Origin of the sequence: Leptolyngbya sp. Heron Island J (genome assembly GCF_000482245.1) — a bacterium.
In the GTDB taxonomy this organism is placed as follows: Bacteria; Cyanobacteriota; Cyanobacteriia; order Phormidesmidales; family Phormidesmidaceae; genus Leptothoe.
The window spans coordinates 39,367-65,349 of the sequence record NZ_AWNH01000084.1 but is presented as its reverse complement, the minus strand read 5'-3'; the positions used below and the strand labels follow the sequence as shown (position 1 = coordinate 65,349).

General features: G+C 48.2%; 16 protein-coding genes. 6 read left to right on the top strand and 10 right to left on the bottom strand.

Annotated elements, in window-relative coordinates:
- The first annotated feature begins 63 nt into the window (after positions 1-63).
- Both N836_RS63065 and N836_RS76070 read left to right on the top strand, forming a co-directional pair.
- Entirely contained in the window at positions 64-1,236 is a 1,173-nt protein-coding gene (locus tag N836_RS63065) for a hypothetical protein (protein ID WP_023075125.1), read from the top strand.
- Between the two features lie 1,058 nt (positions 1,237-2,294).
- Positions 2,295-2,591, top strand: a complete 297-nt coding sequence (locus N836_RS76070; protein ID WP_152532241.1) for a PTPA-CTERM sorting domain-containing protein — start codon at positions 2,295-2,297, stop codon at positions 2,589-2,591.
- 82 nt (positions 2,592-2,673) lie between these two features.
- Here N836_RS76070 and N836_RS63055 read toward each other — a convergent pair whose 3' ends face one another.
- From N836_RS63055 to phnF, 5 genes are all read right to left on the bottom strand, one after another.
- Positions 2,674-3,036, bottom strand: a complete 363-nt coding sequence (locus N836_RS63055) for a sulfite exporter TauE/SafE family protein (RefSeq protein WP_023075123.1) — start codon at positions 3,034-3,036, stop codon at positions 2,674-2,676.
- 9 nt (positions 3,037-3,045) lie between these two features.
- On the bottom strand, positions 3,046-3,885 hold the full coding sequence (gene phnE, locus N836_RS63050; RefSeq protein ID WP_031293733.1) for a phosphonate ABC transporter, permease protein PhnE: 840 nt from the start codon (positions 3,883-3,885) through the stop codon (positions 3,046-3,048).
- 77 nt (positions 3,886-3,962) lie between these two features.
- Positions 3,963-5,021, bottom strand: coding sequence for a phosphonate ABC transporter substrate-binding protein (gene phnD / locus N836_RS63045; protein WP_023075121.1), 1,059 nt, complete (start codon positions 5,019-5,021; stop codon positions 3,963-3,965).
- Positions 5,022-5,093: 72 nt separating this feature from the next.
- A complete protein-coding gene (gene phnC / locus N836_RS63040) occupies positions 5,094-5,897 on the bottom strand; it encodes a phosphonate ABC transporter ATP-binding protein (protein ID WP_235071149.1) in 804 nt (267 codons plus the stop codon).
- A 319-nt stretch (positions 5,898-6,216) separates the two neighbouring features.
- Positions 6,217-6,933: a phosphonate metabolism transcriptional regulator PhnF gene (phnF, locus tag N836_RS63035; protein WP_023075119.1), complete on the bottom strand. Its 717-nt coding sequence runs from the start codon at positions 6,931-6,933 to the stop codon at positions 6,217-6,219.
- A 160-nt stretch (positions 6,934-7,093) separates the two neighbouring features.
- Between phnF and N836_RS76720 the strand changes: the two genes are divergently transcribed.
- Positions 7,094-7,261: a hypothetical protein gene (locus N836_RS76720; protein ID WP_023075118.1), complete on the top strand. Its 168-nt coding sequence runs from the start codon at positions 7,094-7,096 to the stop codon at positions 7,259-7,261.
- A 155-nt stretch (positions 7,262-7,416) separates the two neighbouring features.
- On the opposite strand, the gene N836_RS63030 is transcribed toward N836_RS76720, so the two are convergent.
- Complete coding sequence (locus N836_RS63030; RefSeq protein WP_023075117.1) at positions 7,417-10,338, bottom strand: inverse autotransporter beta-barrel domain-containing protein; 2,922 nt, start codon at positions 10,336-10,338, stop codon at positions 7,417-7,419.
- Between the two features lie 157 nt (positions 10,339-10,495).
- Between N836_RS63030 and N836_RS63025 the strand changes: the two genes are divergently transcribed.
- Positions 10,496-10,822, top strand: coding sequence for a pentapeptide repeat-containing protein (locus tag N836_RS63025; RefSeq protein ID WP_023075116.1), 327 nt, complete (start codon positions 10,496-10,498; stop codon positions 10,820-10,822).
- A 392-nt stretch (positions 10,823-11,214) separates the two neighbouring features.
- On the opposite strand, the gene N836_RS63020 is transcribed toward N836_RS63025, so the two are convergent.
- Positions 11,215-12,957: a ShlB/FhaC/HecB family hemolysin secretion/activation protein gene (locus tag N836_RS63020; RefSeq protein WP_235071148.1), complete on the bottom strand. Its 1,743-nt coding sequence runs from the start codon at positions 12,955-12,957 to the stop codon at positions 11,215-11,217.
- 429 nt (positions 12,958-13,386) lie between these two features.
- Here N836_RS63020 and N836_RS0139035 point away from each other — a divergent pair, with 429 nt between their 5' ends.
- On the top strand, positions 13,387-15,396 hold the full coding sequence (locus N836_RS0139035; RefSeq protein WP_023075114.1) for a S8 family serine peptidase: 2,010 nt from the start codon (positions 13,387-13,389) through the stop codon (positions 15,394-15,396).
- 58 nt (positions 15,397-15,454) lie between these two features.
- On the opposite strand, the gene N836_RS63015 is transcribed toward N836_RS0139035, so the two are convergent.
- Complete coding sequence (locus N836_RS63015) at positions 15,455-20,011, bottom strand: beta strand repeat-containing protein (RefSeq protein ID WP_023075113.1); 4,557 nt, start codon at positions 20,009-20,011, stop codon at positions 15,455-15,457.
- 232 nt (positions 20,012-20,243) lie between these two features.
- Here N836_RS63015 and N836_RS63010 point away from each other — a divergent pair, with 232 nt between their 5' ends.
- Positions 20,244-22,952, top strand: coding sequence for a CHAT domain-containing tetratricopeptide repeat protein (locus N836_RS63010; RefSeq protein ID WP_063624699.1), 2,709 nt, complete (start codon positions 20,244-20,246; stop codon positions 22,950-22,952).
- Here the strand turns inward: N836_RS63010 and N836_RS63005 are convergent.
- Positions 22,949-23,803 (bottom strand): DUF928 domain-containing protein, encoded by an 855-nt coding sequence (locus N836_RS63005; RefSeq protein ID WP_023075111.1) that lies wholly within the window; start codon positions 23,801-23,803, stop codon positions 22,949-22,951. The genes N836_RS63010 and N836_RS63005 overlap by 4 nt on opposite strands.
- Before the next feature lie 291 nt (positions 23,804-24,094).
- On the bottom strand, positions 24,095-25,966 hold the full coding sequence (locus tag N836_RS63000) for a sensor histidine kinase (protein WP_031293727.1): 1,872 nt from the start codon (positions 25,964-25,966) through the stop codon (positions 24,095-24,097).
- Positions 25,967-25,983 lie beyond the last annotated feature (17 nt).

Here is a 25,983-nt window from a genome sequence, read left to right as displayed (position 1 = left end):
CATTTTCTTAAAACCTTTGTAAGAGGCTGTAAGCCAAGCCATGTTGTTTCTGTCTGCGTTGGTATGACTTCTTTCTGTAACGTTACTAAATCCATCCAAGCCTGGCCCCGGCTAGCTGCTGATTGTCTGGGGGATCAAACGCTCTACCAACGTCAAGATAATAATTTAGATTCTGACACTATTGAATCTGATAACGTTTACTGGGCGGATGAGCTAGATGGTTTGTCGGTACCTACACCCCATACTTCACCCTGGCAATATCATACGGCTCTGGCCATTGGCGCAACGGTCGTCTGTTCTGCCGGGGCCATCATGCAGTATACGGAGACTGGCCTTTGGCAGCCAGAGGAGACTGGGCCAGCCTCTGGTAATACGGTCAGTGTTAATCCTGCTAAGTCTGAGACGGATGCCCAGGTGTCTACACCGCCGATTGCCAGTCCACAGGCTGCCGCCAGCGTATCGTTTAGTGCGAACGCTCAGAACAGTGGTAATACTTGTAAGGACAGTACCTGTAAGGGGCTTGAATTTATTGAACAACAGGTTCCTCAAATTCAGGATCAGGTGCGTCAGCTCCGGGCAGAGATGCAGTTGTTTCAGTCAAAGCATACTACTCAGAACCTGCAAACCCATCGTACGGTTTTGGCCTATCGCAGCGGCGATCTGGCGAATAGACAGGCTGAGTTAGTGGTGCGATCGCAAGAGCTGAATCAAAAAGTAGTCAGTGTCACCTCACTTTTGGCCCTACAGCCAGATGAAGCCAGCTATTTCACCAATCTGTTGCAAGCAGATACCCAATACCAAAATCAGCTACAACAACTCCAGGCCATAGAAGCAGATATTAGGGTTGAATTTAGCAATCCCGATTTAGACAACACCCACCTAGGCGAGCTTTACGCCACCTATTACCAAATTGAGAATCAGCTCCGTTACACCGCTCAGATGGTGCTGGCAGACTACATTTATACCGCCAGTTTAGAATCTGCTGATCCACTTTGGCAGGAGCCCACCTATCAAACCTCTCTACAGGACCTGATGGATTTATCCCATCAACAAAAAATGGTTGCCATGGAGCAACGGACCCTGAATCAAATTGAAGCAAAACTGACTGAGCGACGGACCGAGTTAGCCAGCCTATTGAGACAGTATGCGGTCATGCAACGTCAGCTTGATGGTCATAACCAGGTCTTGCAACAATACATTGCCAAGCGTGAAGCATTACAGAGTCAGCTGACCTAAATGTTTTGCCGCTAATGTGTTACCGTTGTTGATCCCCAGTTAAATCAGCAACAGTTTTTGATCGGATCATCTTTCTCGACGGACAACTCTATTCAGACGTTGCCTAAGGGTATCAAAAGCTTATAAAAACCGAATAACTGTTATTTGCAACCAACATGGTGGTTATAGGGTTAAGTCTCTGATGATAAGGAGACTTAACCCTTTTTTTAGTTTAAAGGCATATAGAAAAAGGCAAAAGTATGAAAACGGAGGGATGAAAGAGAGGGCTGAAGTGCTCAGATTTTGAGTTGTCAAATTGTCCTAACTAAACCTGCATTCACTGTGGAATTAGAAACAACGCACTATTTAATTAGAGCGAGAATCTAACCACTGAACAAAAAGGTTAGCAGATAAATAGAACACCAGCATGAATTATGTTCTGAAGTGTTCTCCCTTTGGCAAGGGCAGATGAGCTAGGTGGAGGGGCTCAACCAATAGCGCTCACTCTCGATATTCGCTGTAAGCCCATCTTCCAATACTCTTTATACATCCTCTAAATAATGCGATTTTTTATCTATTAATAATGTACTGAAAGCTATTTTCTATCAAGTTTTGACTATGGAGAAGCATTTCAACTTTTATTCTTCTGAACCCTAGCTATCACTTTGAATAAAGTTGGGGAAGCTGAAAGTATGAAAATGAACTTTTTTCAAGCTTTAGTACGTTGTAGCCTTAGTTTTGGGAAATTTTGCACCTCTAGCGTGTAGCCTCTACTAAGTTGGGTTCCTTAAGTCATCTACTAATAATGAGGCTTATTCATTCCATGGTTTTGTTGTTCTTCTTGTTACTTGATGACTATGTTCAAAAGAATTTCTTGTGTAGCACTAGGTGCTGTCACAACAGCTCTAATTTCAACTGCTGGGTCTGCCCATGCATTTAGCCTCCGTTCTAACAACTATAATACGTTCACAAATCCCGCATTCTCCAACTCTCTAAATAATCAACCGGTTGGTTTTGGTGAATCAGATTTCGACATTAGCCCTCCAAGTCTACTTTCCCAGGGTACTACAGGTGAAACTATGGGAGGCAATTCTGCGCTTAACGAGCTGATGGCGATGGGGATTGTTGCTTGGATCTTGTTGGAACTCTTGAACGGTGATGGGGATAGCAACTCCATATCAAGCAGTTTTATGGAACCCAATAATCCTGGTGGCGGCAATAACGGCGGTAACAACGGCGGTAATAATGGCGGCAACAACGGCGGCAATAACGATATGCCAGCTCCCATTCCTACCCCAGCTCTCCTGCCCGGTCTAATCGGCATGGGCATGGCAGCTATCCGCAAACGTAATGTGGCCCAGGCTGAGCAAGTTTAGCCAGTTTGTTGCGTATATAGGAAAAACGATATCCCGATTTGATCGGGATATCGTTTTCTTGTTGTCGATTTTGTGCAATCCTCTAACGACTGAGCATCCGGATACCGACTGCAATTAGCGAAACGCCAAAGACTCGTTGCAATAATTGTTCTGGCAAGCCAATGGCTAACTTTGCTCCCATGAGTCCTCCAAACACAAATCCAAGACAGATAAGTGTAGCCGCTCTCACATCAACATGGCCTTGCTGAAAGTAAGTCCAGGCTCCCAACAGACCGATGGGAGGAACCAGTAGAGCTAACGTGGTGCCCTGGGCATTGTGCTGTGAAAATCCAAATAGATAGATTAAAGCGGGGGTAATCAAAACACCCCCGCCAATGCCAATGAGACCACTGAGAGTACCAACACCAAGACCCAGGCTTAAATATAGCAACAGTTCAATTCCCACGCGTTCCTCCTAGATCAGGCGTTGACGAATTTTAGCTGACGCTGTATCAATCAGGCTTACGGCCAGGATTAAAATAATCAAAATAGCAGAAACTTTGCCATACTTAAACGCTCGAAAACTTTGGTAAAGTGAAACGCCAATACCACCTGCCCCCACGATGCCCAATACAGATGCTGAGCGAACGTTGGCTTCAAACCGATAGAGGGTAAAGGATGTCCATAGGGGAATTACCTGGGGAACGACCCCAAAGATAATTTCCTGTAGCTTGGAGGCACCGGTCGCTCGAATGCCTTCTACTGGGCCAGGGTCAATGGCTTCAATGGCTTCTGAGAATAGTTTGCCGAGGGTGCCCGTGGTATGAACAAACAAGGCCAGCACACCAGCAAAGGGACCTAGCCCAACAGCGACCACAAAAATCAAGGCAAAAACAACTTCATTAATGGCCCGCATGGCGTCCATAAATCGGCGAATGATAAAGACCAGCCAAAGTGGGGCAACGTTTTCGGCAGCCATAATCGCTAGGGGCACCGCCAGAATAGACGCCATCAGGGTGCCCCAGATACCCATGCCGATGGTTTCTAAAATGTCTGAGAGGTAAAACCTCCAGTCGGTGAAGTCGGGGGGAAAGTAACGGCTGACATATTCAGCCATGTTGCCCGTACCTTCGGCTAACTCGACAAAACTGAGATCACTTTTTTGGGCAGCGTAGGCTAAGACTGCGATCGCAACTAGCAACCACACAATCCGTATTGGCGTCACTAGTTTTTTCTCCTGGGCCAGCACATGCATGACCTCCGCCGAAACAAGACTATCAGACTGGGATTGAGAGTTAGCAACCGACTTAGACATGACATTAACAAGTAAATAGCAAGAAAACACAGGTAGCTTTTGGCTACCCGTGTTAGACATATTTGGTGAGTAAGAGATTAGTTCTTAACAGCCTCCAGCTTTTGGTTTAACTCATCCAGCTGCGTCTGTTTATCAGTATCGCTGAGATTTTCATCATTCTGCACTTCCAGAATATCCTTAGCGATTTGTAATTCACGAATTGTGTTCCAATTTTCATCACCAGCAGGGTCTAGCTTAGTCCACTGCAAACCTTCAAGCACCTCCTGGTTGTCATAGGTGTAGAAGAAATCTTTAATAGAATCCTTCAAACAATCCGGTAGATCCTGACGATAGGCCAGAGGATCGCTAGGAATTACAGGGGATGTCCAAATAATCTGAATCTTCTCAAGGGCATCTGGAGCAGTTTCCTTCAATCGATCCAGGTTCTCACTGTTGTTAGTGGCCACATCTACCTGATTTTCAGCAACAGCCAATGCAGTAGCTTCATGACTACCCGCAAAAATTAGCTCGCTAAAGATTCTGTCAGCGTTAGCACCCTGCTCAGCAAACACATAGTAGCTAGGTACCAAGAATCCAGATGTGGAATTAGGATCGTTAAAAGCAAAGGTCAGGTCAGCGGCATTCTCAACAATATACTTGTCGCCATCACCGGCCTCCAGGTCAATCTCATTAACAATGGAGTTCTCCTTGTTGGTAATCAAATGAGAATAATATCCCTTAGTCCCATCCAGGGCGACCGTCTGAGCAAACGCTTCCGCCCCAGAACGTTCAGCTGCTTCAATATAAGACTTACCACCGTACCAGGCGATGTGAACTTTACCAGCTCCCATCCCTTCGATCACACCGGCATAGTCAGTTGCATAAAACCCTTTAACCGGACGTCCTACGGCCTCAGTCATATCGGCCAACAGCGGTTCCCAAACTGGTTTCAGGTTATCAGCCGACTCAGTGGAGATAATCCCAAACTCAATTTCGGCAATATCCGCTGCACAGGTGCCACCTTCAGTAACCGAACTAGCAGTATCTATTGCTGTATTAGTCACATCACCAGCACCACTACAGGCTGCCAGCGTGCTGATCATCATTGTAGACATCGCCAACAAAGAGGCGAATCGACGCCAGGAAGTAATAGCCATAATTTGTGTTCCTTTGATCCTATCCGTTGTTTGTAACCATGTGTGGGAGAACTCCCAAGTAATGAGAGGCTGCTAGCTAGCAAACACCTCACTGTGACCGCTCATTACCAACTCTTCAGCGGCTGATCCATAAATGCTGTTGAGGCGAGCTGCATCCAAATCAACCGTATAACCGTCAAAACAAACTTGCCCCTGGCGGAGGGCGATGGAACGCTGAAAATAGCGCTGCACCACTTGTACCTGGTGTAGTGAAGTAACAACGGTGATACCTTGCTCTTTATTAAGAATGGTCAACAGCTCCATGACCTTACGTGCCGAATCCGGGTCCAGGGAAGCAATCGGTTCATCGGCCAAAATAATTTTGGCTCCTTGCATCAAACAGCGAGCGATGGCCACACGCTGCTGTTGACCACCGGAGAGTGCGGATGCCCGTTTATGAGCCTGTTCCAAAATCCCCACTCGCTCCAGGGCAGACAGGGCTCGCATCTTTTCTACCTTAGTAAAGTTGCGAACCAGGGAGCGCCACACAGGGACCTGGGACAGATTGCCCGCCAGCACATTGTCTAGGGCTGTTAGCCGGTTTACTAAATTAAACTGTTGAAAAATAAAACCGATTTGACTGCGCAGCTGACGGGCTTTGGAATGGAGTTCACCTTCTAGCTGCAACACATTTCCAAATATCTCCACTCGACCAGCATCAGCCTGCTGCAAACCATTGAGATTACGCAGTAGTGTAGATTTACCCGAGCCCGATGCCCCGACCAGAGCCACCATCTCACCCGTAGCTACACGCATGCTGACATCCTGTAAAGCAGGCTGACCTCTAAAGGTTTTGGATAAATTGCTGACCTGGACAGCAGTCTGGGTTGACATCATCTCTGAATTCATTGACTCGACCGGTGGTATAGCTTCTCAAAGGAGCACCTGGAGCAGGAACCTGCCACCAGCAACCCTAAAAGGCTTTTGCAAGCTCTAAAAATTTAGATGTATAGACATCTATAACTAAATCTGTTCAATGACATTGTCATCGCTAGCAGCTTAAGAGATAAACCAAGGTAAGTTAACATTGGGGTAAATTCAGGTTAAGAGCTGAGATTACAGCATTTGTTAACAATTATTCGCTGCCGCTTCGATCATGGTTCAGATTGGGTCGTCACCGTGCCCCCCTTAGCAACGGTCTGGTACCCATTGTTTTCTAAACGTTGTGATCCATTACCAGCTCCATGCGATCGCCCCGGAAGCGGGTGACGCCATATTCTATAACCGAGCCAGTTTGGTCAACATTAATCGACTCGGATAACAAAATCGGGCTGTTGGCGGGCATTTTGAGTAGCCGCGCATCACGGGGACGAGCCATGCGTGCTGAAATTCGGGTAGACCGACGCAGATGGTCACAGTTATATTCTTTGAGTAGCATCTGGGAAATGGAACGGTAGGTTTCACAGTGCTTAGTCAGTTCTGGAAAGCGCTCACCGGGAAAATAGCTACTGCTGATGTTGATGGGCAGATTGTCAGTCAGCCCCAGCCGCTCATACAAAATTACGGCAGCTCCCAGCTCCAGCTCCAGGTGGGTGGATAACTTTGGATCGGCTTTGATATCAACGATTCTGAGTACCTGCCAGGTGGGCGTTAACGCCTGGGCCTTAAGTGCTTCATTAAAGCGAACACGTTTACCAATGGGTAGGGCAATGGGGGCAACCACAAAGGTGCCACGACCTCGTTCTACATCTACCAGACCTTCCTGGCGTAGCACCTCAACGGCGCGGCGCAGGGTGTGACGATGCACCCCAAAGCGTTTACTGAGTTCCAGTTCTGTTGGTAATTGATCCCCGACATTAAACACCGATTCCTCGATGTTACGTCGTAGTTCGTCAGCAATTTGTAGATATAGAGGTAAGGCGTCTTGGCGCATCGTTTGTTTTGTTATTACCCACAGTTTAACCCGCTTTTAACCTATCTAATTATCAGCTGTATTAGTGTTAGCAGGGAGTTCTGTCTTGCACACTACCTTAAGGGTTGCCTTAAGAAAAGCTGTCCAGTTTTACGATGAATCGTTTGTTGTTTAGCTCGACATGAGAATGCGCGTTATTCCCGTTATTTTAGATGGTTTACGCTTCCATGTGGCCCAAACCTCTATGGGGTATTTGGCTCATTTAGTCGAGAGTAGCCAGGCCAGTCTTTATAGGAGCAAGGCAGAGTTGCCGAAGATACTGATGGGGATGGCAATCGCGATCGCTTAGACGGCAGCCCATTGGTAATCAACCTGCAATACTCCAGCCAGGGGCTCCTGTTAAAATGCACAAGCTATTTGCCCAGTATTTAGATGATGTAGGCATCAACGCACAGCTCAAGGAAGTCACCTCTGACGAGTATCATGCCAGCCAGGCCGCTAACGCTACGGGCAAGCAGCAATGTTGGCAACGGTGTCAAAGTCACCAATAATTGGACTGAATATTACCGGCCCTGTATTCGCACCAGCCACACCATCTCGATTAACCACAGTGAAGTTGCTAGACGTTATAACCAACAAGGGCAACGTTTCAATCAGCGTATAATCACCATCGCTGGTATTGTTGTTGAGAGCCAGGCATAACCTGGTTTCAGGTGCGCCATTGGTGTCGGTCGAAGTCGCTTCCAGACCACCCAAGGTATTGTTAGCCAGGATGTTATCTTCGACGGAAATCACAACGTTACTATTATCTCCAACGCTCCGTAATACTATCCCTTGTCCATTCAAACTATCAGTAATCTCATTATTGCGAATCACAGCATTTAGGATTTGAGCATTACTGCTGGAAATATTAGGATTGGGCACGATAATTGTCGCCAATTGAGCCAAGCCTGCACTGATGTCAATGCCGTCATCAAAATTGCCAGTTAAAGTATTGTTTTCAATTAAGAGACTATTGATCACCCCATCTTCTTCCACCGCTATCCTAATACCATCTCCCCGTAAAGGCGCGGCGACACCATTATTTTCAACTCTGTTATTGGTAATAGTAATCTCAGCCGTAGCATCCCCAGGAGCAGGGGTGAATAGGTCAATCAAAGCGATGCCAATGCCGTCGCCTTGATTGTTATTAACATCATTATCGTCGATTGTGAGAACAATATCACCGGTAGAGTTGCCGATGGCAATTCCTTGACCATCAAATTCATTGGTACCAGTAGTGCCTGTAACCGTGTTGCCACTAATATCAACTGTGCCAACCACTTCCTGCAGAAAAATAGCTCCGACGATATCGTCAGCTGTGATGTCAGTTGCTGTGTTTGTTACCTGGTTGTCTTGAATCGTGATGGTCTCACTGTCAAACACAAAAATAGCACCGCTACCACTGTCACTAATCGTATTGCCAATGACTCTGGCATTGGTTGCAAATCTTAAGTCGACACCGCCAAGGATACTTTCAGTAATCTGGTTATTTTGGACCAAAGTACTATCTGAGGCATCGATAAATATACCCAGCTCACCATTGTTATTAATTGTATTATCGGCAACGGTTACATCATTTGAATCAACAACTTCTATACCTGACAATACCGTATTGCTAACGACATTGTTCTGAATCACCGCATTATCAGATTCAACGGCCAATATACCAAAATCACCCCCATCGATTGAATTATCTTCTACCGCTGCATTTGCTGATGCAAATAATCCAATACCGGCTTCAACAGAGTTAGTGATGGTATTGCTCTGAATCACCGCATCAGAAGATTCTTCGAGAGCAATACCGATGCCGCCACTATCAATAATCGTATTGTTATTGATGATCAATCCGGCTGAGTTGAGGATATCTATACCATCAACAGTACTACCACTAATCGTGTTGTTGCTAATGACTGCATTGGCTGAGTTTTCCAGGTCTATAGCATCATCACCACTGTTACTAAAGATGTTATTGGTCAATATCACATTGCTAGAATTAGTGACCTCAATTCCATCATCTAGATCGTCGCGGCTAAAATTGTTTTCTATTAATGCATTATTCGAACTATCGACAAGAATATTAGCGTCGCTAGCCCCAGTGATCTCAAACCCAGAGAGGCGGTTGTTCCCGCCAACAAGAGTAATGCCAACATCGCTACCCATAGCATCCACCAGGGGCAAAATGCCGGTACCTGAACCGGGTAAGGTCACAGTCCCGGACTGGGTCGCGATGGTTTCTAGGTTCGCATCCGAAATCGCCACCACACCCGCTGGCACAGTAAAGGAGGCCAGGGGATTTGTCCGGCTATCGCCCTCCCTAACATAAATGATGTCCCCTGTTTGGGCATTGACCAAACTGACATTCGCTGCAGGATTTTCAATCGTGCCATCCCCTGCTGTGGATGTGGAATCGGGGGTGACATGCTGAAAATTATAGGCTTGCCCCGTAGTTGGATTCACAGCGACTTGGGTCCCTGCTGTGGCTGTTACCACTTCACTTTCCTTGACAATGATGGAACTATTACGAGTAACACTCTCTGCTGCCCGTGCCCACAGTGAAACGGACTCGTCAGTAGCATCACTACCAGAGCCACCGCCCCAACTAAAGCCAATGGAAAAGAACCCTCGGGTCCCAAAATTATCATCACTTTGCACCCCCAGTCCCAGCCGCATCCAGTCCTGCACCCGATGATCGACCCGCAGACGTCCCCCAATAGCATCTCCGTGATAGTAAATGCCACCGTAGCCCCAGAGTTGGCCCCAGTCGGCCCAATCAGCTAGCTGCATGCCAGCATCTAGGTCCACACCGCCCCAGGCACTTTCTAGAAACTCTGAGCCGCCACCCGCCGTAATGAATACCAGCTGATTACCTTGAAATTGCGTATCGGTTACCTGGTCAGTGCCACCTGTGCTCCCGGCAGACTGCTGAGTATCACCAACGGGTAGGTAGCCATTTAGATGGACATCCCACTTATCCCCAAAGGCTTCTATTCCTAGCCCCAGCTGATTAAAGGTATTGTTGCCGGTATCACGAATATCGTAGGAAAGGTGACCACCGAGCACCAGGTCTCCTTGCAAAAATCGCTGTCCAACGGATACTGTACCGCCTAGATCACCTGTGCTATTAAGGCGGATGGCAGTGTCCAAAAACGTCAACCCGTTTCCGGGTGTTTGCCATAGGGGAATAAAGCCGGTCACTCGCCCAAAACTGCGCTCATCATCACCATGGCGAGGAGTATTGAAATCAACGCCGACCCGAGGAGAAATTGTAGTCGTCGCCTCAATGACCTCAGGTTCCTGGGCATCAATGACTGTAGGGCTTAGTAATAATAGTAAGACAGTATATAGGGATATTTTTGGGAGCTGATTCCATGCTACATATGCCATAACAGAGCACACCACAAATCTAAGATGTTATTATCAGACTCTAAATTACTCACACAACATAAGTTCACACTACATAAGTTAAGACACTTCACCTTTGATTGACCCCAAATTTTATAATTAAGGGCACCTCGATTAATTCAAATACAGAAGGAGCGCCATGAAGTTCATCCGAGTGTTACTCGCCACAGGTGTAATCCTGTTTTTGCTTCAGGCTGAAACCCCGATCAAAGTGCTGGCGCTGAGGATGACTAAAAGCTGCCCTGGTTGTCGGTTAAAGGGGGTGGATATTCGGAATGCTAATTTGGCCGGTGCAGATTTGAGTAATGCCGACCTTAGATGGGCTCGTTTAGATTCTGTTAATCTCAACGACGCTAATCTACAAGGGGCTAATTTACGCCATGCTCGCCTTTATAATGTGACAACTAAAGGTACAAATTTCTGTGGAGCTATCCTGATGGATGCGGTCAAAGGCTATTGCAATTAGATATGGCTCAAGCATAAACAGAAATCTAATGGTGAGACTGAGCAACAGAAAACTGTCGTAAGCATAGACAGAAACCGTGTTTACGACAGTTTTTCGACACCAAGATTTACAATTACTGAGCAACTCTCTTTTTAGCCAACAACAGGACAGCCATGTCGCCATTAGTTTGGAAAGTGGCAGATAACAAGTATGGTAAGACGACTATGATGCCGCCGACAATAGAATTAAGACAGATAACCATAACAAACTGAAGACATAATATCGCAGGCAAGAAAAGCTAGCTGATGATTTTTCTTGCAGTAAAAAGATCACCTGAAGAGTCACGATCGCCTTCAGTCAGTGCATTAGCAGATATCGACAATTGATTGAAAAATGTTCAAAGAGCAGCAATGCTAAAAGTTAGGGCGATAGTCTACCAAAAAATACAGTCCATTTTCTTGTAACGAGTCGCCAGTATTATCGGCATCTACCAGGGGAATCCCATAATCTAGACGAACTGATAGATCAGGACTCACAGCCCAGCGTGCTCCTAAGCCAAGACTGGCTAAGAACGATGGATCTGGGTCTGGAATTTGATTATTCCAACCGATACCAGCTTCTATAAAAGGAGTCAGCTGGACAGTATTAGGATCTCTGGTCACAGGAATACGAAATTCGACGGAACCTGTCACCGCATTGTCGGACACCAGCTGATTTTGGCTGTAGCCGCGCACGGTGCTGATACCGCCTAGGCTAAAACGTTCAATCGGCAATAACGCATCTGGCGTCAGCTGAGCGCCAATGCGGGTGAGCACCAAAAAGCGAGGCGAGACTTGTTCAATCCACTGAAACTGACCTAACCAACTGAAAAAGCGCCCATCAATGCCAGAATCATTAGTTGTAGCATCTAAGATATCAAGCCCCACGCTAAATTGCGATCGCGCCGCCAATACCCTCGACTGGCTCCGCTTCACCCAGTCTTGATAAAATCGAACAGCACTCACCTGGGAGCGACCTTCCTCAGGCCCTAAAGAAAAAGAAAAGGGAATATCATCCAAAATAAAGCTACGACTGCGTTTCCATTCAAAATCTAGCCCCAGAGCAAACTCTTCTGCAGGGGTGCGCACCAGGGGCTGACGAAATCCAGCTGAGAGTGTCGTTGTTTCGCTGCGAATACCCACATCACGAAACACATCCTGCACAATTTCACTATCACTATTGCTCGCTCTAAATTGTACAGTGCCGTTTTTCCCATTAACGGGAATAGAATAGGTGACATCATACAGATTTAGGCCCTCTGTGATGCCATAGCTAGCTGATAGCCGATCGCCCAGCCCCAGAGGATGACTGACAGTGACACCAAGATTAACACCTGTGGAGCCGATGCTGGGAGATCGATAATTATTGGTTGATAGGGAGAGATTAAAGGTCTCAGCTTCTTGTAAATCTAAAATCAACAGACTGCGACCCGGTCCGCTCCCTGCCGTTAATTCAGCATTGACTCGGGCTAAAACCGGATCAAGCTGTAAAAGCTGTAATCCCTGTTCTAAATCCCGTTGATTAAATGGTGGGGCCATAGCCCGCGATAGCTGTTGACGAATATAGCTTTGCTGCAGGCGCTTTAACCCATTCACCTGCAGTGCTTCAATTGCTCCTTCAATTACTTGGATTTGAACACTGCCACTGGTCAGGTCCTGATTATTAGGAATAAAGGCTCCAGAAGTAATGTAGCCTGCATCTAGATAGAGCTTTGTAATACGTGCGCGTAAATTAAATAGATCCGATAGACGAATCTCTTGACCAAGATAGCAATCTACCTGTTCGGCAATGGCGGACTCTAATACGGTACTGCCAACAACGGTGATCTCAGTGGCCAGAAACGACAGCTCTGAGGTATCTACCAGGGCAGGACAGACATCAAGATTCAAAATATCGGTAACCTCTTCCGGTGGCGGTTGTTCGATTTGTAACGGGGCATCTTCAGGCGTCGTCGGCTCTTCAGCTGGGATACTCTCTGGAGAGGGCAGCGCTTCTTCTTCTGGGGAGGGCAGATCCGGTAAATTTGGGGGGAGAGGCGTAGGCGTTTGGGCGATGACAGCTGAGCCAGTAATGGTCAACCAGCTAAGCAGGACAATCACAATTCGGGAGTTAGGCACGATGATAAACATCCGTGTTCTGTAGACTGAACCGTTGCATATCATACGCGATTAGCTGAATTTACACTGCTCAGAGAATTACTATTGTTGAATAATTTTGAAAAACTTGATATTAAAGATTAAAGGCGCATGTAGGCAGGGCCTGGGTAAGGATTACAGGCCACACCGTAAAGCAGGGGTCTGTAGCCGTTGATGGGTTTCCTGTAACACCCGAGAGGGTGGATGGGTAGATGAAATAGCTGCCAAATTTCTGCCATCGGGTACTATGTGGCAGATAGCTGCCAAAGCACGTTAGCTAAGATTTAGGTGTCTGTCAGTTTTCTGCAAAGGGAATGGTTGTTCTCGGCCCTTAGTCTGACCTAAAGCTCTGGTGAAGCAGCGGTTGAGTCTGCCTATTGTATTGCTATAGTCTTTCAAAAGGACAGGCAAATGCTAGAGCAGCCCTTGCTAGATTCTAATTTTGATCAAACTTCGCTAGATTCTCTACAGTCAACGGTAAATACAGGCAGTGACTTAGAACTCACAACACACCCATCCGGTGTGTCAGCGTTGAACGAGATAGGTTTGGATGAAGGATTATTGGCCCATTGGGAGAACTCCGATTCTCTCTCAATGGATTCTTTGGCTTTTGCAGACACGCTGACTATTGCTGAGCCCCTACCCATATCCGTTAGCGCATCAACAGCGGCTGACTCTTTAACTGGCGATGTCGTAGGTACGTTTTCAACCGATAACAGCTGGAGCCAGTCGACAACCAGTCCTTCTTATTTATATGGCTCTCTGCGAGCCGACAGGTTTCAAGTAGATCTTAGCCAGTCTTTGACTGTTATTTCTGGTAACGGTAATGTTGACTATGGACGTGGATTGTGGGACGTTCTTGATCTATCAAACATCTCTACACAATCTGTTATTGGCTGGTCTCCAGTAGAATCTGGTGGTGTTCTTTTTGATACTGGCAATGGTGCTCGGGTCTTTGATTCTCTTCAACTCAGTAACGGCAGCCAAATTTTGTTTGAGGGTCTTGATTCGATTCAATTTGCTGATGGAGCGATAGATCTATCAGTCGATCCTAACGATTCAGGATTTTCATCTCAGTGGAATCTGCACATGATGGGGGTACATAATGCCTGGCGGTTTACTCAGGGTAACTCTAACGTCTTAGTGGGTGTGCAGGATAGTGGATTAGGCTATAACCCTTATGCTGGAGGCTTTCATCCAGACTTAAACGCAGCCAATATGGTCTATTTTTCTAATAATGTTGTCGACGAATTTTTCCGGAGTGGCTCAGGGCCACGCCTTAACTCTCATGGTACCGGCGTTCAGAGTATTATCAGTGCCGCTACTAACAATGGCTATGGTATGAGCGGTATTAATTGGAATTCAACAGTATTTAGTATTGATGTTTTAGATAACAATGTCGGAGATATGAGCTTAGTCCAGGCGACTCAGGAAATGATTAACTATGCTAACAGTCAGGGCCAGCGCCTGGTAATCAATATGAGTTTAAGCAGTAGTGGGTTAAATCAAGGCCTGGAACAGTTGATCGCAACTAACCAAAACAATGCGCTATTTGTCATTGCGGCGGGTAATGACAACAGACATGGGATCAGTCAACCCGCTGCCCTGGGACAAAACTATGCCAATGTGATTGCGGTTGGCGCATCCTGGGGAACGCAGGATCGCTTTGGTAATCTCACCAATCCAGGCGATCGCATCTCATATCTAGGCGGTTGGGGCTCTAACTATGGGGCAGGTTTGTCGCTGATGGGACCATCGGAAGTATTGGCAGCAAGAGCTAACTCACCTAGTGCAGGCGGTACCTTTGACTTTGAAAGTCTCTTTAATGGGACATCAGCTGCAGCGCCCAATGTGGCAGGTGTAGCTTCTTTAGTATGGAGTGCAAATCCGTATCTATCTGCAACCCAGGTACACCAGATTATGGCAGAAACGGCCTTTGATCTCGGACCCGCTGGCTATGATATTGGTTCTGGCTTTGGTTTTGTGAATGCAGATGCTGCTGTGCGTCGGGCACTCGCGATCGCAGTTACATCAGGATCTACACCAAGCGCTCAGACTAGTTTCATGGCTGAGCTAGCGGAGGTAATCGACTTCCTGAGTCCAGCTAAAACCGAGGCGCTAGGGACCGCTGAGCCGGCGGTTGCCGAGATGGACTGGGCTGCGATCGTAGCTGGTTTAGTAGAACAGTTTACGACCCCTGCTTTGCAGAATAACTTCGGCGGCAATGAGGATCTAGGGGATGCAATCTTAACCTTCTCAACGGAGAGTACAGTCGGCTTAGTGGAGCATACCATTGACCGCTCATGGGCTCAACGTTCCACCGCAGAAGTAACCAGAGAGCATGCCCAGGCATTAGAAGAGTTTGTGGCTCAGCTGTCGTTATCTGATGTATTAACCCCTGAGTTTGATTTTGTTGCTTAGAACTCAATGCTCTCAGGTAGTTTGTGTGGTTATGGGGAGGTTAATACTCCCTCTTTTCTCATGAGCATTCCCGGCTCATGATTAGGCGACCATTTGCCGTTTGGTATATGGCTGTTGGTTCGACAATAGCAGCTTGGGATATTGATTGTGCAGTGTTGGTGTTGGGTGTTTGGACGGTGCCTGTAGTGTAGATAGGTGATGCAGTATTTGGGGCATTAGCTAGATTGTTGCCAGTAATAATAAAAGTGCCACCCGTTTCCTGGTTGCGGGCTACACAGCTACTAGCAACGAGGGTGTCTGAGTTAACCAGGGTATCTGGCAGCTCCGTTAGACTATTTTGAATAAAGCTTGTATCTGGTGAATTAAGTGTCACACTACCGCCAACAACGCCGAGGGCAGAACTAGCGGTAATATCGCTGAGAGGGGTAAGCTCTGATCGAGGTTCGATGCCGAAAATCCCATCGGCGGTAATACGAACCTGGCCCCCAGAGCCAGCGAACGCATTGGCCGTGATGTCGCTGTTTTCGGACGGAATAGCGACAATAAAAGGTGAATTAATAGTAATATTACCGCCCCTACCTTCCCCCTGAGCTATGCCCGCAGTTGCGGTGATTTGACTCCCATTGCGCAGGAGAAGAAGGTCCTCAAGGTTAAGAATAATATCACCACCATCCACAGTCGCTGATTCAGCAACCAGTTCTCCTTCATCTGTTAGCACAAGAGTAGGCGAATTAATGATAATGTTTCCTGTACTACCGGTACCAAGGGAAATAGAAGAGATGCTGCTTTCCGGTTCATAATTTTCTCCAAGGGCCGCAAGGGAGAGACTACGTTCTGCAAATCCAGGATCGGTGCCACTAATTTCTACGTTTTCCCTTGCATTGATTCTAACTGTGCCTGAGGAACCCGAACCACTGCTAGCCACTAAGATTTGTCCCCCCTGCAGCAGCGATAGACTATCGACATCAACCTGGATATCTCCACCAGATTGATCATTGGCAGTTTGAGCATCTAACACACCGCCTTCCCGCAGGGTTAGCTCTGGCGTAGAGATAACAATATCTCCCCCTGCGCCTGTTCCCAATATGCCAAGATTAAAATTTCGTGTGAATACACCGCTGGTATTGGCTACGACCGTGCTGGGTTCAATCACTGAGTTGATATCAATAGACTCTCTGGCGTTGATGACAACGTCACCGGCATTGCCTCTCCCTTGAGTACTGGCAGAAACGGCTGCCGTATTACTAATTTCTAGCCTATCCGTGTCAATGCGAACATTGCCTCCACGACCTTCTCCTCCAGCTTCCAGCCGACTCAGAATCAGGCTACTCAATCCACCGGATGTTGCCCCAGAAACAACTGTTTGTCCTCCTTGAGTATCTATCACGACATTACCTGCCGTTCCTGTACCAAAAACGCTTGCAGTAACTAAGGCTCCATCTAACACCTGCAATGTCTCAGCTAAGATTCTCAAGTTTCCGCCATTTCCCTGTGCCCCTTGTCCAACTACACTGGAAACGCCGCTCTGCCGAGTTTCATCAGCATTGGCACCTTCTAAAACAATAGTGTCTCGTACATCAATCTCGACATCACCAGCTGAGCCATCACCAAAGGTAGCTGCACTAACAAACCCTCCATTACGAACCGCTAATGTTTCGGCTGAAACACGCACTAAGTTGCCATTGCCAATAGCACCCACAAAAACTTCGCCACTGATTCCACTGGGAAATTGATTGAGTGAGGTTGTCCCATCAATCAAAATTGAATCTTGCACATCAATGGTAACAACCCCTGTATCGCCTATTCCAAAAGTGCTGGCATTGACCACTGCCCCTTCTAATATGTCCAAGGAGTTGGCATTAATGGTGATGTCACCTCCCGTCCCTTGGACTCCTTGTCCAACGACACTCGCAATGCCGCTCTGCCGAGTTTCATCAGCATTGGCACCCTCTAAAACAATGGTGTCTCGGACATCAATCTCGATATCACCAGCCGAACCATTACCAAATGTCCCTGCACTAACAAGCCCCCCGTTACGAACCGCTAATGTTTCGGCTGAGATACGCACTAAGTTGCTATTGCCAGTAGCACCCACAACAACTTCGCCACCGATTCCACTGGGAAATTGAGTGATCGGGGTTGTCCCATCAATCAAAATTGAATCCTGTATATTAACAACGATACTTCCCGTATCGCCTGTTCCAATAGTGCTGGTATTAACCACTGCCCCTTCTAATACATCCAAGGAGTGGGCATTAATGGTGATGTCACCTCCCGTCCCTTGAGCTCCTTGTCCAACGACACTAGCAATACCGCTCCGCCGAGTTTCATCAGCATTGGCACCCTCTAAAACAATGGTGTCTCGGACATCAATCTCAATATCACCAGCCGAACCATTACCAAATGTCCCTGCACTAACAAGCCCCCCATTACGAACCGCTAATGTTTTGGCTGAGACACGCACTAAGTTGCCATTGCCAGTAGCACCCACAACAACTTCGCCACCTATTCCACCAGGAAATTGATTGATCGGGGTTGTCCCATCAATCAGAATTGAATCCTGTATATTAACGACGATACTCCCCGTGTCGCCTGTTCCAAAAGTGCTGGCATTGACCACTGCCCCTTCTAATATATTCAAGGAGTTGGCATTAATGGTGATGTCACCTCCCGTCCCTTGGGCTCCTTGCCCAACCGCACTGGAAACGTTGCTCTGCCAAGTTTCATCAGCATTAGTACCCTCTAAAACGATGATGTCTCGGACATCAATCTCGATATCACCAGCCGAACCATTACCAAAGGTACCCGCACTAACCCCGCCCCCATTACGAACCGCTAATGTTTCGGCTGAGATACGCACTAAGTTGCCATTGCCAGTAGCACCCATACTAACTTCACCACCTATCAAACTAGGACGTTGATTAATCGGGGTTGCACCATCAATCAGAAGTGAATCCTGTATATCAATGGTGACATTGCCAGTGTCTCCTATGCCACTCGTGCTTGCATTAATGACAGCTCCACCTAAAACATCCAATCTACGGGCATTAACTGTAATATCGCCTCCTGATCCTTGGGCTCCAAACTCAACGGTGCTGAACAGACCGCTTTGAATATTTTCATCGGCTGCTGCTCCCGTTACAATAACATTGTTATTAGCTGTGACGACAATATCTCCTGCATTACCAGACCCTCCAGAACTACTCCGAATTTGTGAGCCATCCTGCATGGAGAGATCATTGGTAATAATTACAATATCTCCTGAGTCGCCTGTTGTGATTGGACTACCAGGTACTGAAGTAACGATACTTCCAATAAAAGCTCTATCTTGCAAATCGATAGAGTTTGCTCGTAGTAAGATATTTCCTCCATCTCCTTGGGATGTAATACCTGGGAGAGAAACAACTGAAGCTAAGAGGCCACTGGGTGAACCATTAACAGGATTCTGACCAGAGAAAACAATATTATTGGTTGCCTCCAGGGTGACATTACCGGCACTGCCAGTGCCAATGCCAGCAGTTCCCGTACTACCTCCGTTGAGTAGGTTAATGTTTTCAGCCCGAATCGTTACATCACCGCCTTCTCCAACGCCAGCAACCACGCTGCTAATCGTACTTTGATCCACAGTGACAGTTCCAGTACTGTCGATTAACAGCTTACCGGCTTGGCCACCAATGGTCCCGATTGGGGCGACAATACCTGTACTAATGACACTAAAATCTGATAACTCCAAATCGTCTGTATATACTGAAATATCTCCACCTGCTTCTGCGAATGTGCGGATACTAGCGTGATTAGAGAGGGTTATATCTGCTCTTTCCAAGGATTCTGGCAGTGTTAATGTGCCGCTAGCTGCATTAAATTCAACTGCACCATTGTCCGCGATCGCACCTAGTTCAATGCGGCCACCTGGCGCATATAAACCGCTTGGTGCATTGACGCCGCCACCTTCTAGCGCTATGTCTCCCCCTAAAAAAACAAGGCCAGAATTTTCTGGAACCCTGAGTCCCAATACCGTGATAGCCCCCGAAGCATCCACCCCTGTATTGATACGTGATTGGCTGGTAATGGCTGCGGGTGGTGTTGGACCGCTAAATAAAAAGACTGATGGATCAATGGCCAATAGCTGATCTGTTACTGGAGCCCCTGCACTAAATCTGCCAGTCTCTCCAAACCCAATGATATCTGCTGTTGTGACAATAAAAGATCCTTGCACATTCAGGCTAGCGTTAGGACCAAACATGACTCCATTTGGATTCATCAAAAACAGATCCGCATCTGAGCCGATAGTCCCTAGTAGGCCATCAATGGTCGATGGGCCATCTCCTGTAACGCGGCTAAAAATATGGTTAATGTCAGCAGGACTGGCAAAAAATACAGCTTCACCTGTATCGATATCAAAAGAAGCAAAACTATGAAAGAGATTTTGACCAACCGTGGTACCGCCATTAATTTGAACAACGGTTGGTCCTAGGGGAATATTTTGAGTACCCAGGGTGGCGTCGGGGACTGGTAATGCGAAGGCCACTGGGGGTAAAGACAGGCTGATGGATACTAGGGCCGCCGTCGAATGAATGGACTTTAGCAATGAGTGCAAGTATGGAGGGGCTACCATCGTTGTGCTGGCTAGACTGATTGAAAAACTAACTCCGATTACGCCTCACTATAGAACATCTATTTCAGATCCAGTTTTAATGTAAAGCTCAGGCGTTAAGAGGTGTGAAGTCGGAATAGGACAAAAACAACCAAGGTTTAATAACGAATATTGCAAAGATACTCAAAGAAGACCCATCCTAAATTACATCTGATACTGTAATTACGAACTCGGTCAATAAGACTTTCTCCCTATGCACCGCCTGAGGTCATCTATCCGTCGTGCCTGCGTAGCCCTTTGTGCTCTAAGCCTATTGATTACTCTCTGGCTGGGGCATCCATTTACCCGATCGGCGGCTGTTGCCCAGGCGACAGATGCTCGGGAACTGGTGCAAACCGGGGTGGACTATTACAATGCCGGTAACTATCTGGCGGCTGTTGCCCCATGGCTGAGGGCACATCAAGCTTATGAGATTGCCCAGGACCTGCCGGCGCTGGCGATTGTGACTGAGAACCTGGCGCGGGTTTATCAGCAAATGGGGCGTACTTCTGAGGAAGTAGCCTATTGGGAACAAGCGATTGCTACGGTTGAAACATTGGGCGATCGCAAAAAGCTCGGTCAGCTCCTCACCGAACAAGCCCAGGCCTATGGTCGTTTGGGGCAGCATCGTCGGGCCATTACTTTACTGTGTGGTACAGCGCCCGATGCGGGAGCATGTCAGACCGGCAGTGCGCTAGAAATTGCCATCACAGCCAATGACACACTTGGACAGATTGCCGCCCTGGGGAGTTTAGGAGAAGCCTATCGGGCCAGTGGCAACCCCAATGCAGCCCAGAATTATCTAGAACAGGGCCATAGCCTCAGTCGTGAGCTGGGAGAAACAGCCCTAGAGGCCCCACTGCTCAATAGTTTAGGTAATACAGCCACCAGTCTTGCTTTGGTCAACTACCGCCGAGCTAGTGACGCAGCCCAGAGAAAAGATAACTTAGCCGCAAATGAGCTACAGGTTGAGGCGGATAAATTTAACAACCAGGCGATTGACTATTTTCAGAAGAGCTATCAGCTCGCCATTGACCAACGAGAGTTACAAACCGCGCTACACGCTCTGCTAAACCTGATCCCAGCCTATGAGCGAGCTGAAAATATAGACGAAGCTCGCCGCCACCATCAGCTGGCCAGGGCCAGCCTGGACCAGTTACCCAATTCTCAAGCTAAAGCCTTTGCAGCCATCCAGCTGGCCGATCTGTTAGATCCCCTGGCGATCCGACAATCTCAGCTTACACTGAGCCAGACACCGCCTGCACCGCGGGTGGAACAGGCGGCAACAGCTTTATTGGAGCAGGCCCTTGCCATTGGTGAAGCAACAGAAAATCCGAGGATTCAATCCTTTGCGTTGGGGAAGCTTGGCAGCCTGGATGAACGTAGCCAGCGCTATGATCCGGCCATAAACAAAACACAGCAGGCACGGCTGGCGGCTGACCAGGACCGGGCAGCGCAGGATAGTCTGTATCTGTGGGAGTGGCAGCTAGGACGAATCTATAGCGCCCAGGGTAAACGCACTGAGGCCAGTCAGGCCTATGGTCAAGCAGTGGCCCGTTTAGAACAGCTCCGCAGCGACATTCTCAGTGCAAATCGCGATCTGCAATTTGACTTTCGTGATACGGTTGAGCCCATTTATCGTCAGTATACGACCCTGAATCTGGCAACGGTCCCCAAACAGGTCACCCTGAATGAAGGGGAATCGGCCTTTACGGAATTGGAGAAAGCATTGACCACATTGGACTCTCTTAAGGTGGCTGAACTGCAAAGCTACTTTGCCAATGACTGTGTGATTGTGCCAGCGGAAGTGCGGGCGGATGAAGTGGGTCAGAGTAGTGCCACAGCTGTATTGAGTACGGCCCTGTCGGATCAAGATGAACCACTGGCATTGGGTAAGGCCGTGGCGGCTGCGGATGAGCGCCCGCTGACAGTGATTTTGAGTTTACCGAACGGTGCTCGCAAAGTGACGCAGATATCCGTTGCTCCAGACGTTGTTAATACGACCGTCAATGAGTTTCGCCGGAGCTTAGAGCTGGGCGAGCGTGATTTGCGCTTTAGGTCTGATGAAGCACAACAGCTATATGATTGGCTAATTCGTCCGTTTGAAGCGGATCTGGCTAATGTGGAAACCTTGGTGTTTGTTAACGATGGTCTGCTGCGTAGTGTGCCGATGGCCGCACTCTATGATGGCAGTGAGTTTTTGATTGAAAAGTTTGCGGTGGCAACAACACCCAGCTTAACTCTGACTACACCAGAGCAGCTAGAGCGTCGCGAGCTGAGGGCGTTGTTGCTGGGTACCAGTGACGCTTCAATTGTGCCGCCTGAGCGAGAATTTATTCCACTGCCAGGGGTGGAGCAGGAGCTAGAGGCAATTTCTAAACAGCTGCCTAATACAAAAACCCTGCTTAATAATGAGTTTGCGGTTGAGACCCTGCAGCAGGCGTTAGCAGAAACAGATTATCGAATCTTGCACATGGCAACCCATGGCACCTTTGGCTTTGCACCGGAAGATAATTTTGTAGTATTGGGGGCCAAGGATGCTAGCGGACAGTTTAACCAAACCCTGACCATTAGCCAGTTAGATGAGCTGATTCGCAATGTGAATGATCCCACCCGTGAGCCGATTGAACTACTGATGCTAACAGCCTGTGAGACTGCTGTTGGGGGTAATCGGTCCACCCTGGGATTAGCGGGGGTGGCAGTACGGGCCGGAGTGCGCAGCGCGATCGCAACTCTATGGGCCGTCAACGATGCCTCCACCGCCGAGATTGTCACCAACTTTTATGACCAACTGCAGCAGCCAGGCCTAACTAAGGCGCAAGCCCTGCGCCAGGCTCAGCTAGCCATGCTGCAATCCGATGATATTATCAAAGCCCACCCCTATCGATGGGCTCCCTTTATCTTGATTGGTAACTGGCTTTAGGGGGCAGCTTCGACAATTTCTAAAATGTCTTGGCTCAGTTGTTCTTCAGTGGCTGGCAAAGAGCTAGCTAAGTCGGTTAACAGTCCTAAGCGAGTCTGTTGTTCAGCTGGTGTAGTCGCGTTGGCAACCTGTGCGATCGCATTGTACCACACCCCCGTCTGGCCATAGGCAATAGCTCGCTCTGCCGCTGTAGTAGCCGCCGCCAATGCCTGGGATAGCGCAGCCGTAGTCGGTACCACCTCAAAAAACAATTCTTGTCGGATGGCGCGGGATGGATAGGCCGGATTGCACTCAATGATGACCTGCCAGCGATATTCTACTCCAGAGGACAGAGCAGGCTCTGTGGCGGGGAGCTGGTGGCTTATAAACCCAGGGGTGTAGTCCAGCGTTGTTTCATAAATCGCGACGGGAATATCGTCAGCATCGGGAGCCAGTAGGCGAAACACAACTGGGAATGTCCCTTCAATTTCCGGTAGATGCCATGCAAAGGTAGGCCGTTCTGAGGTGGTATGCCCCAAAATATTATCAGCAGAGCTGGGGCCAAAAATGGTAAAAGCTGTTGCTGTTGGACCTAAACATCCACCCCGACGGGTACCCGTGGGTATAGTGGGGCCTGAGGCGGGCTGAGGATCTGGCGGCGGCGTAAAGTACGTGCCAGTGGAGGTTAAAACCGTATCGCGATCGAGACTAGAATCGGACGGCGGCGTAAAGTCAGCTCGCAGTTGAGGGCTGGCCTGAATTGTTGGCGACAGGGATTGGGTCGCCTGGACGATGGATACAAGACCTGGGCTACTAAAAACAATGGCAGAGGCGAGGACTAAAACAAACAAGCGAAGTTTCGGGGCAGCCATAGGCATCAAGCTAGGTTGAGAGAACCAGTCAACAGCAAAGATTACGGATTTTGGTGGCGGGTGGCGACATCACTCAAACTTGGTTTTGAACACATCGACGACCATAGTGATGCCATAAACCCAGGGTCCAGTACACCACGGTTAAAACTAATAGAACAGTACTTAACTACTCTTATCAAGTCCAGCACATATCGAGACAGGTGAGGCCAAAAATGGCGATATCATCCACAAAGTTTAACAAGCAGGTCGGTCATCAATACTTTTTGGGCAAAACCGCTAAGACCATTGAGGTTAGCGTCGCCACCAGGCTTGGCGAATAGACCAGCGTAGTTCACAGCACACCCCTTTGGGATTCACATCAGTGCGGCTAAATGTTCCATGGAGACTACGGGCCAGCTGTTGGGCCTGGCGGGTACCATAGCCGCCAGCCGAGGCTAATTTGGCCGAGTTCTCTGGTTTCATGCCCTGACCATTATCAATGATTTTGATAGTGTTATACCCTTCTTGCTGACGACAGTCTATGGTGAGGCGGGTGGTATCTTTGGCATATTTGTGTACATTGATCAGGGCTTCTTCTAAAAACCGGCCCAACCCGCGCTTTTGATCCACACTCAGCTGGGAATCATCCATGGGCTCAAAGGCCACGATCTTGAGGAGTGGTTCAAAAAAGTCTCGGTGACGCTCCAGGGTAATATGGTAGGCTTCCCGCAGCAGCTCATCTAGCGGCATTTGTAAATCCAGGGCCTGGTGACCGCCCAAAACCAGCTGTCCCGTGGGTAAAAGACTCTCCTGTTGCATGGTTTCATAAATCTCCCGCAGTTCATGATTTAACCTGTGCAGCTCTGTGCGCAAAGCATCGGGGGCAGGTTGCTCCACGGGCCAGGTGCTGATCATTTGAGCCAGGGTTTGGAGTGGCCCATTGTGAATGGTGTTGTAGGTTTGGTTAATCAAGGCTTGCCGGTTTTCTAGCTGCGATCGCAACTGAGCCTGGGCCTGGTAAAACGGGTACAAAAAGGCAGCATTGACGAGAAACACAGCCATCATCGGCATGGTCGGTACCCACCAGCTGGTCAGTATCAGGCCATAGCTAAGCAGCACACCCGCCCCGCCGATCATAGCAATCACCAGAAAATGCACCAGCGGTCGGCGTCGCCACTGGGCCAGGGTCAATCCCACCAGACCACTAATGAAAATGAGAGTATACTCCACCCCGTCCGGTAGGGTCTGCAAAAAAGCTCGATCCTCATAGACAGCACTTAAAATCTGACTCACCGCATGGGCCTGGGCATCCATGCCGGGTACTAAACTGGGATTGACCCCAGCGATGGCCCCTGAGCTGACAAAATCTTTCACACTGGCTGCAGTATAGCCAATTAAGACGATGCGATCGCGCAGTAAATCCGGGTCTACCTGCCCGGACATCAGGGTTTTATAGGTAATTCTCTCAAACGGCTCAGGCCCGGCCCGAAAATTGATCAGAGTTTGATTTCCCCCCTGGTCGGTACGCACGTAGCCACCCACATTAGAGCGAAACCGAGGAATTTCTGTTGTGCCAAACCGCATTGTCTCAGGATCACGCACCCCATTATCAAGTTGCAGACCATCATCGGCCAGATATCTGATAGCAAGCCGAATTGTCAACGAAAACCGATAGTTGTTTTGCTCGTCCGACCGGCCCAATAAACTCCGTCTCAAAAACCCATCGTTATCGATAATGGCATCGGCAAACCCGATTTGTTCTTCTGGCAAAGCTGACGGTGGCGGCACAGTGGTATTCGTCCCAACTCTATAGATACCGATAATATTGTCGAATGACTGTAGCGTCTGTACCAGGCGTTGATATCCCTCACGCACAGGCCGATCTCGAAAGATATCAATACCAATCACCCGAGGCTCATAGGTTTGTAAAGTCTCAATCAGTGCCGACAGATCCTCGTCTGAAATGGGATGATTGAGAGTCGTTTGGATATCATCCTCGGTGATAGCAATTAGCGTAATCCTTGAATCGGTAGCTTCCGCCGGTCGGAGACGTAAGTGATAGTCCAGAGCCTTCCATTCCAAGGGCTGCAGCCAGCCCAATAGCCGGATCAGGATGATCATCCCCGTCACCGAGAGTCCCGGTAAAAGGCTGAATCGCCAGTTAGAAAGCCAGGAGAATTTCATAGATGCACAGTGTAGCG

Coding starts and splice junctions, on each gene's coding strand:
- N836_RS0139035 (WP_023075114.1), top strand. CDS start 13,387: ATGCTAGAGCAGCCCTTGCTAGATTCTAATTTTGATCAAACTTCGCTA.
- N836_RS76720 (WP_023075118.1), top strand. CDS start 7,094: ATGAGAATGCGCGTTATTCCCGTTATTTTAGATGGTTTACGCTTCCAT.
- N836_RS63025 (WP_023075116.1), top strand. CDS start 10,496: ATGAAGTTCATCCGAGTGTTACTCGCCACAGGTGTAATCCTGTTTTTG.
- N836_RS63065 (WP_023075125.1), top strand. CDS start 64: ATGACTTCTTTCTGTAACGTTACTAAATCCATCCAAGCCTGGCCCCGG.
- phnD (WP_023075121.1), bottom strand. CDS start 5,021: ATGGCTATTACTTCCTGGCGTCGATTCGCCTCTTTGTTGGCGATGTCT.
- phnE (WP_031293733.1), bottom strand. CDS start 3,885: ATGTCTAAGTCGGTTGCTAACTCTCAATCCCAGTCTGATAGTCTTGTT.
- N836_RS63005 (WP_023075111.1), bottom strand. CDS start 23,803: ATGGCTGCCCCGAAACTTCGCTTGTTTGTTTTAGTCCTCGCCTCTGCC.
- phnC (WP_235071149.1), bottom strand. CDS start 5,897: ATGATGTCAACCCAGACTGCTGTCCAGGTCAGCAATTTATCCAAAACC.
- N836_RS76070 (WP_152532241.1), top strand. CDS start 2,295: ATGGGAGGCAATTCTGCGCTTAACGAGCTGATGGCGATGGGGATTGTT.
- N836_RS63010 (WP_063624699.1), top strand. CDS start 20,244: ATGCACCGCCTGAGGTCATCTATCCGTCGTGCCTGCGTAGCCCTTTGT.
- phnF (WP_023075119.1), bottom strand. CDS start 6,933: ATGCGCCAAGACGCCTTACCTCTATATCTACAAATTGCTGACGAACTA.
- N836_RS63030 (WP_023075117.1), bottom strand. CDS start 10,338: ATGGCATATGTAGCATGGAATCAGCTCCCAAAAATATCCCTATATACT.
- N836_RS63015 (WP_023075113.1), bottom strand. CDS start 20,011: ATGGTAGCCCCTCCATACTTGCACTCATTGCTAAAGTCCATTCATTCG.
- N836_RS63000 (WP_031293727.1), bottom strand. CDS start 25,966: ATGAAATTCTCCTGGCTTTCTAACTGGCGATTCAGCCTTTTACCGGGA.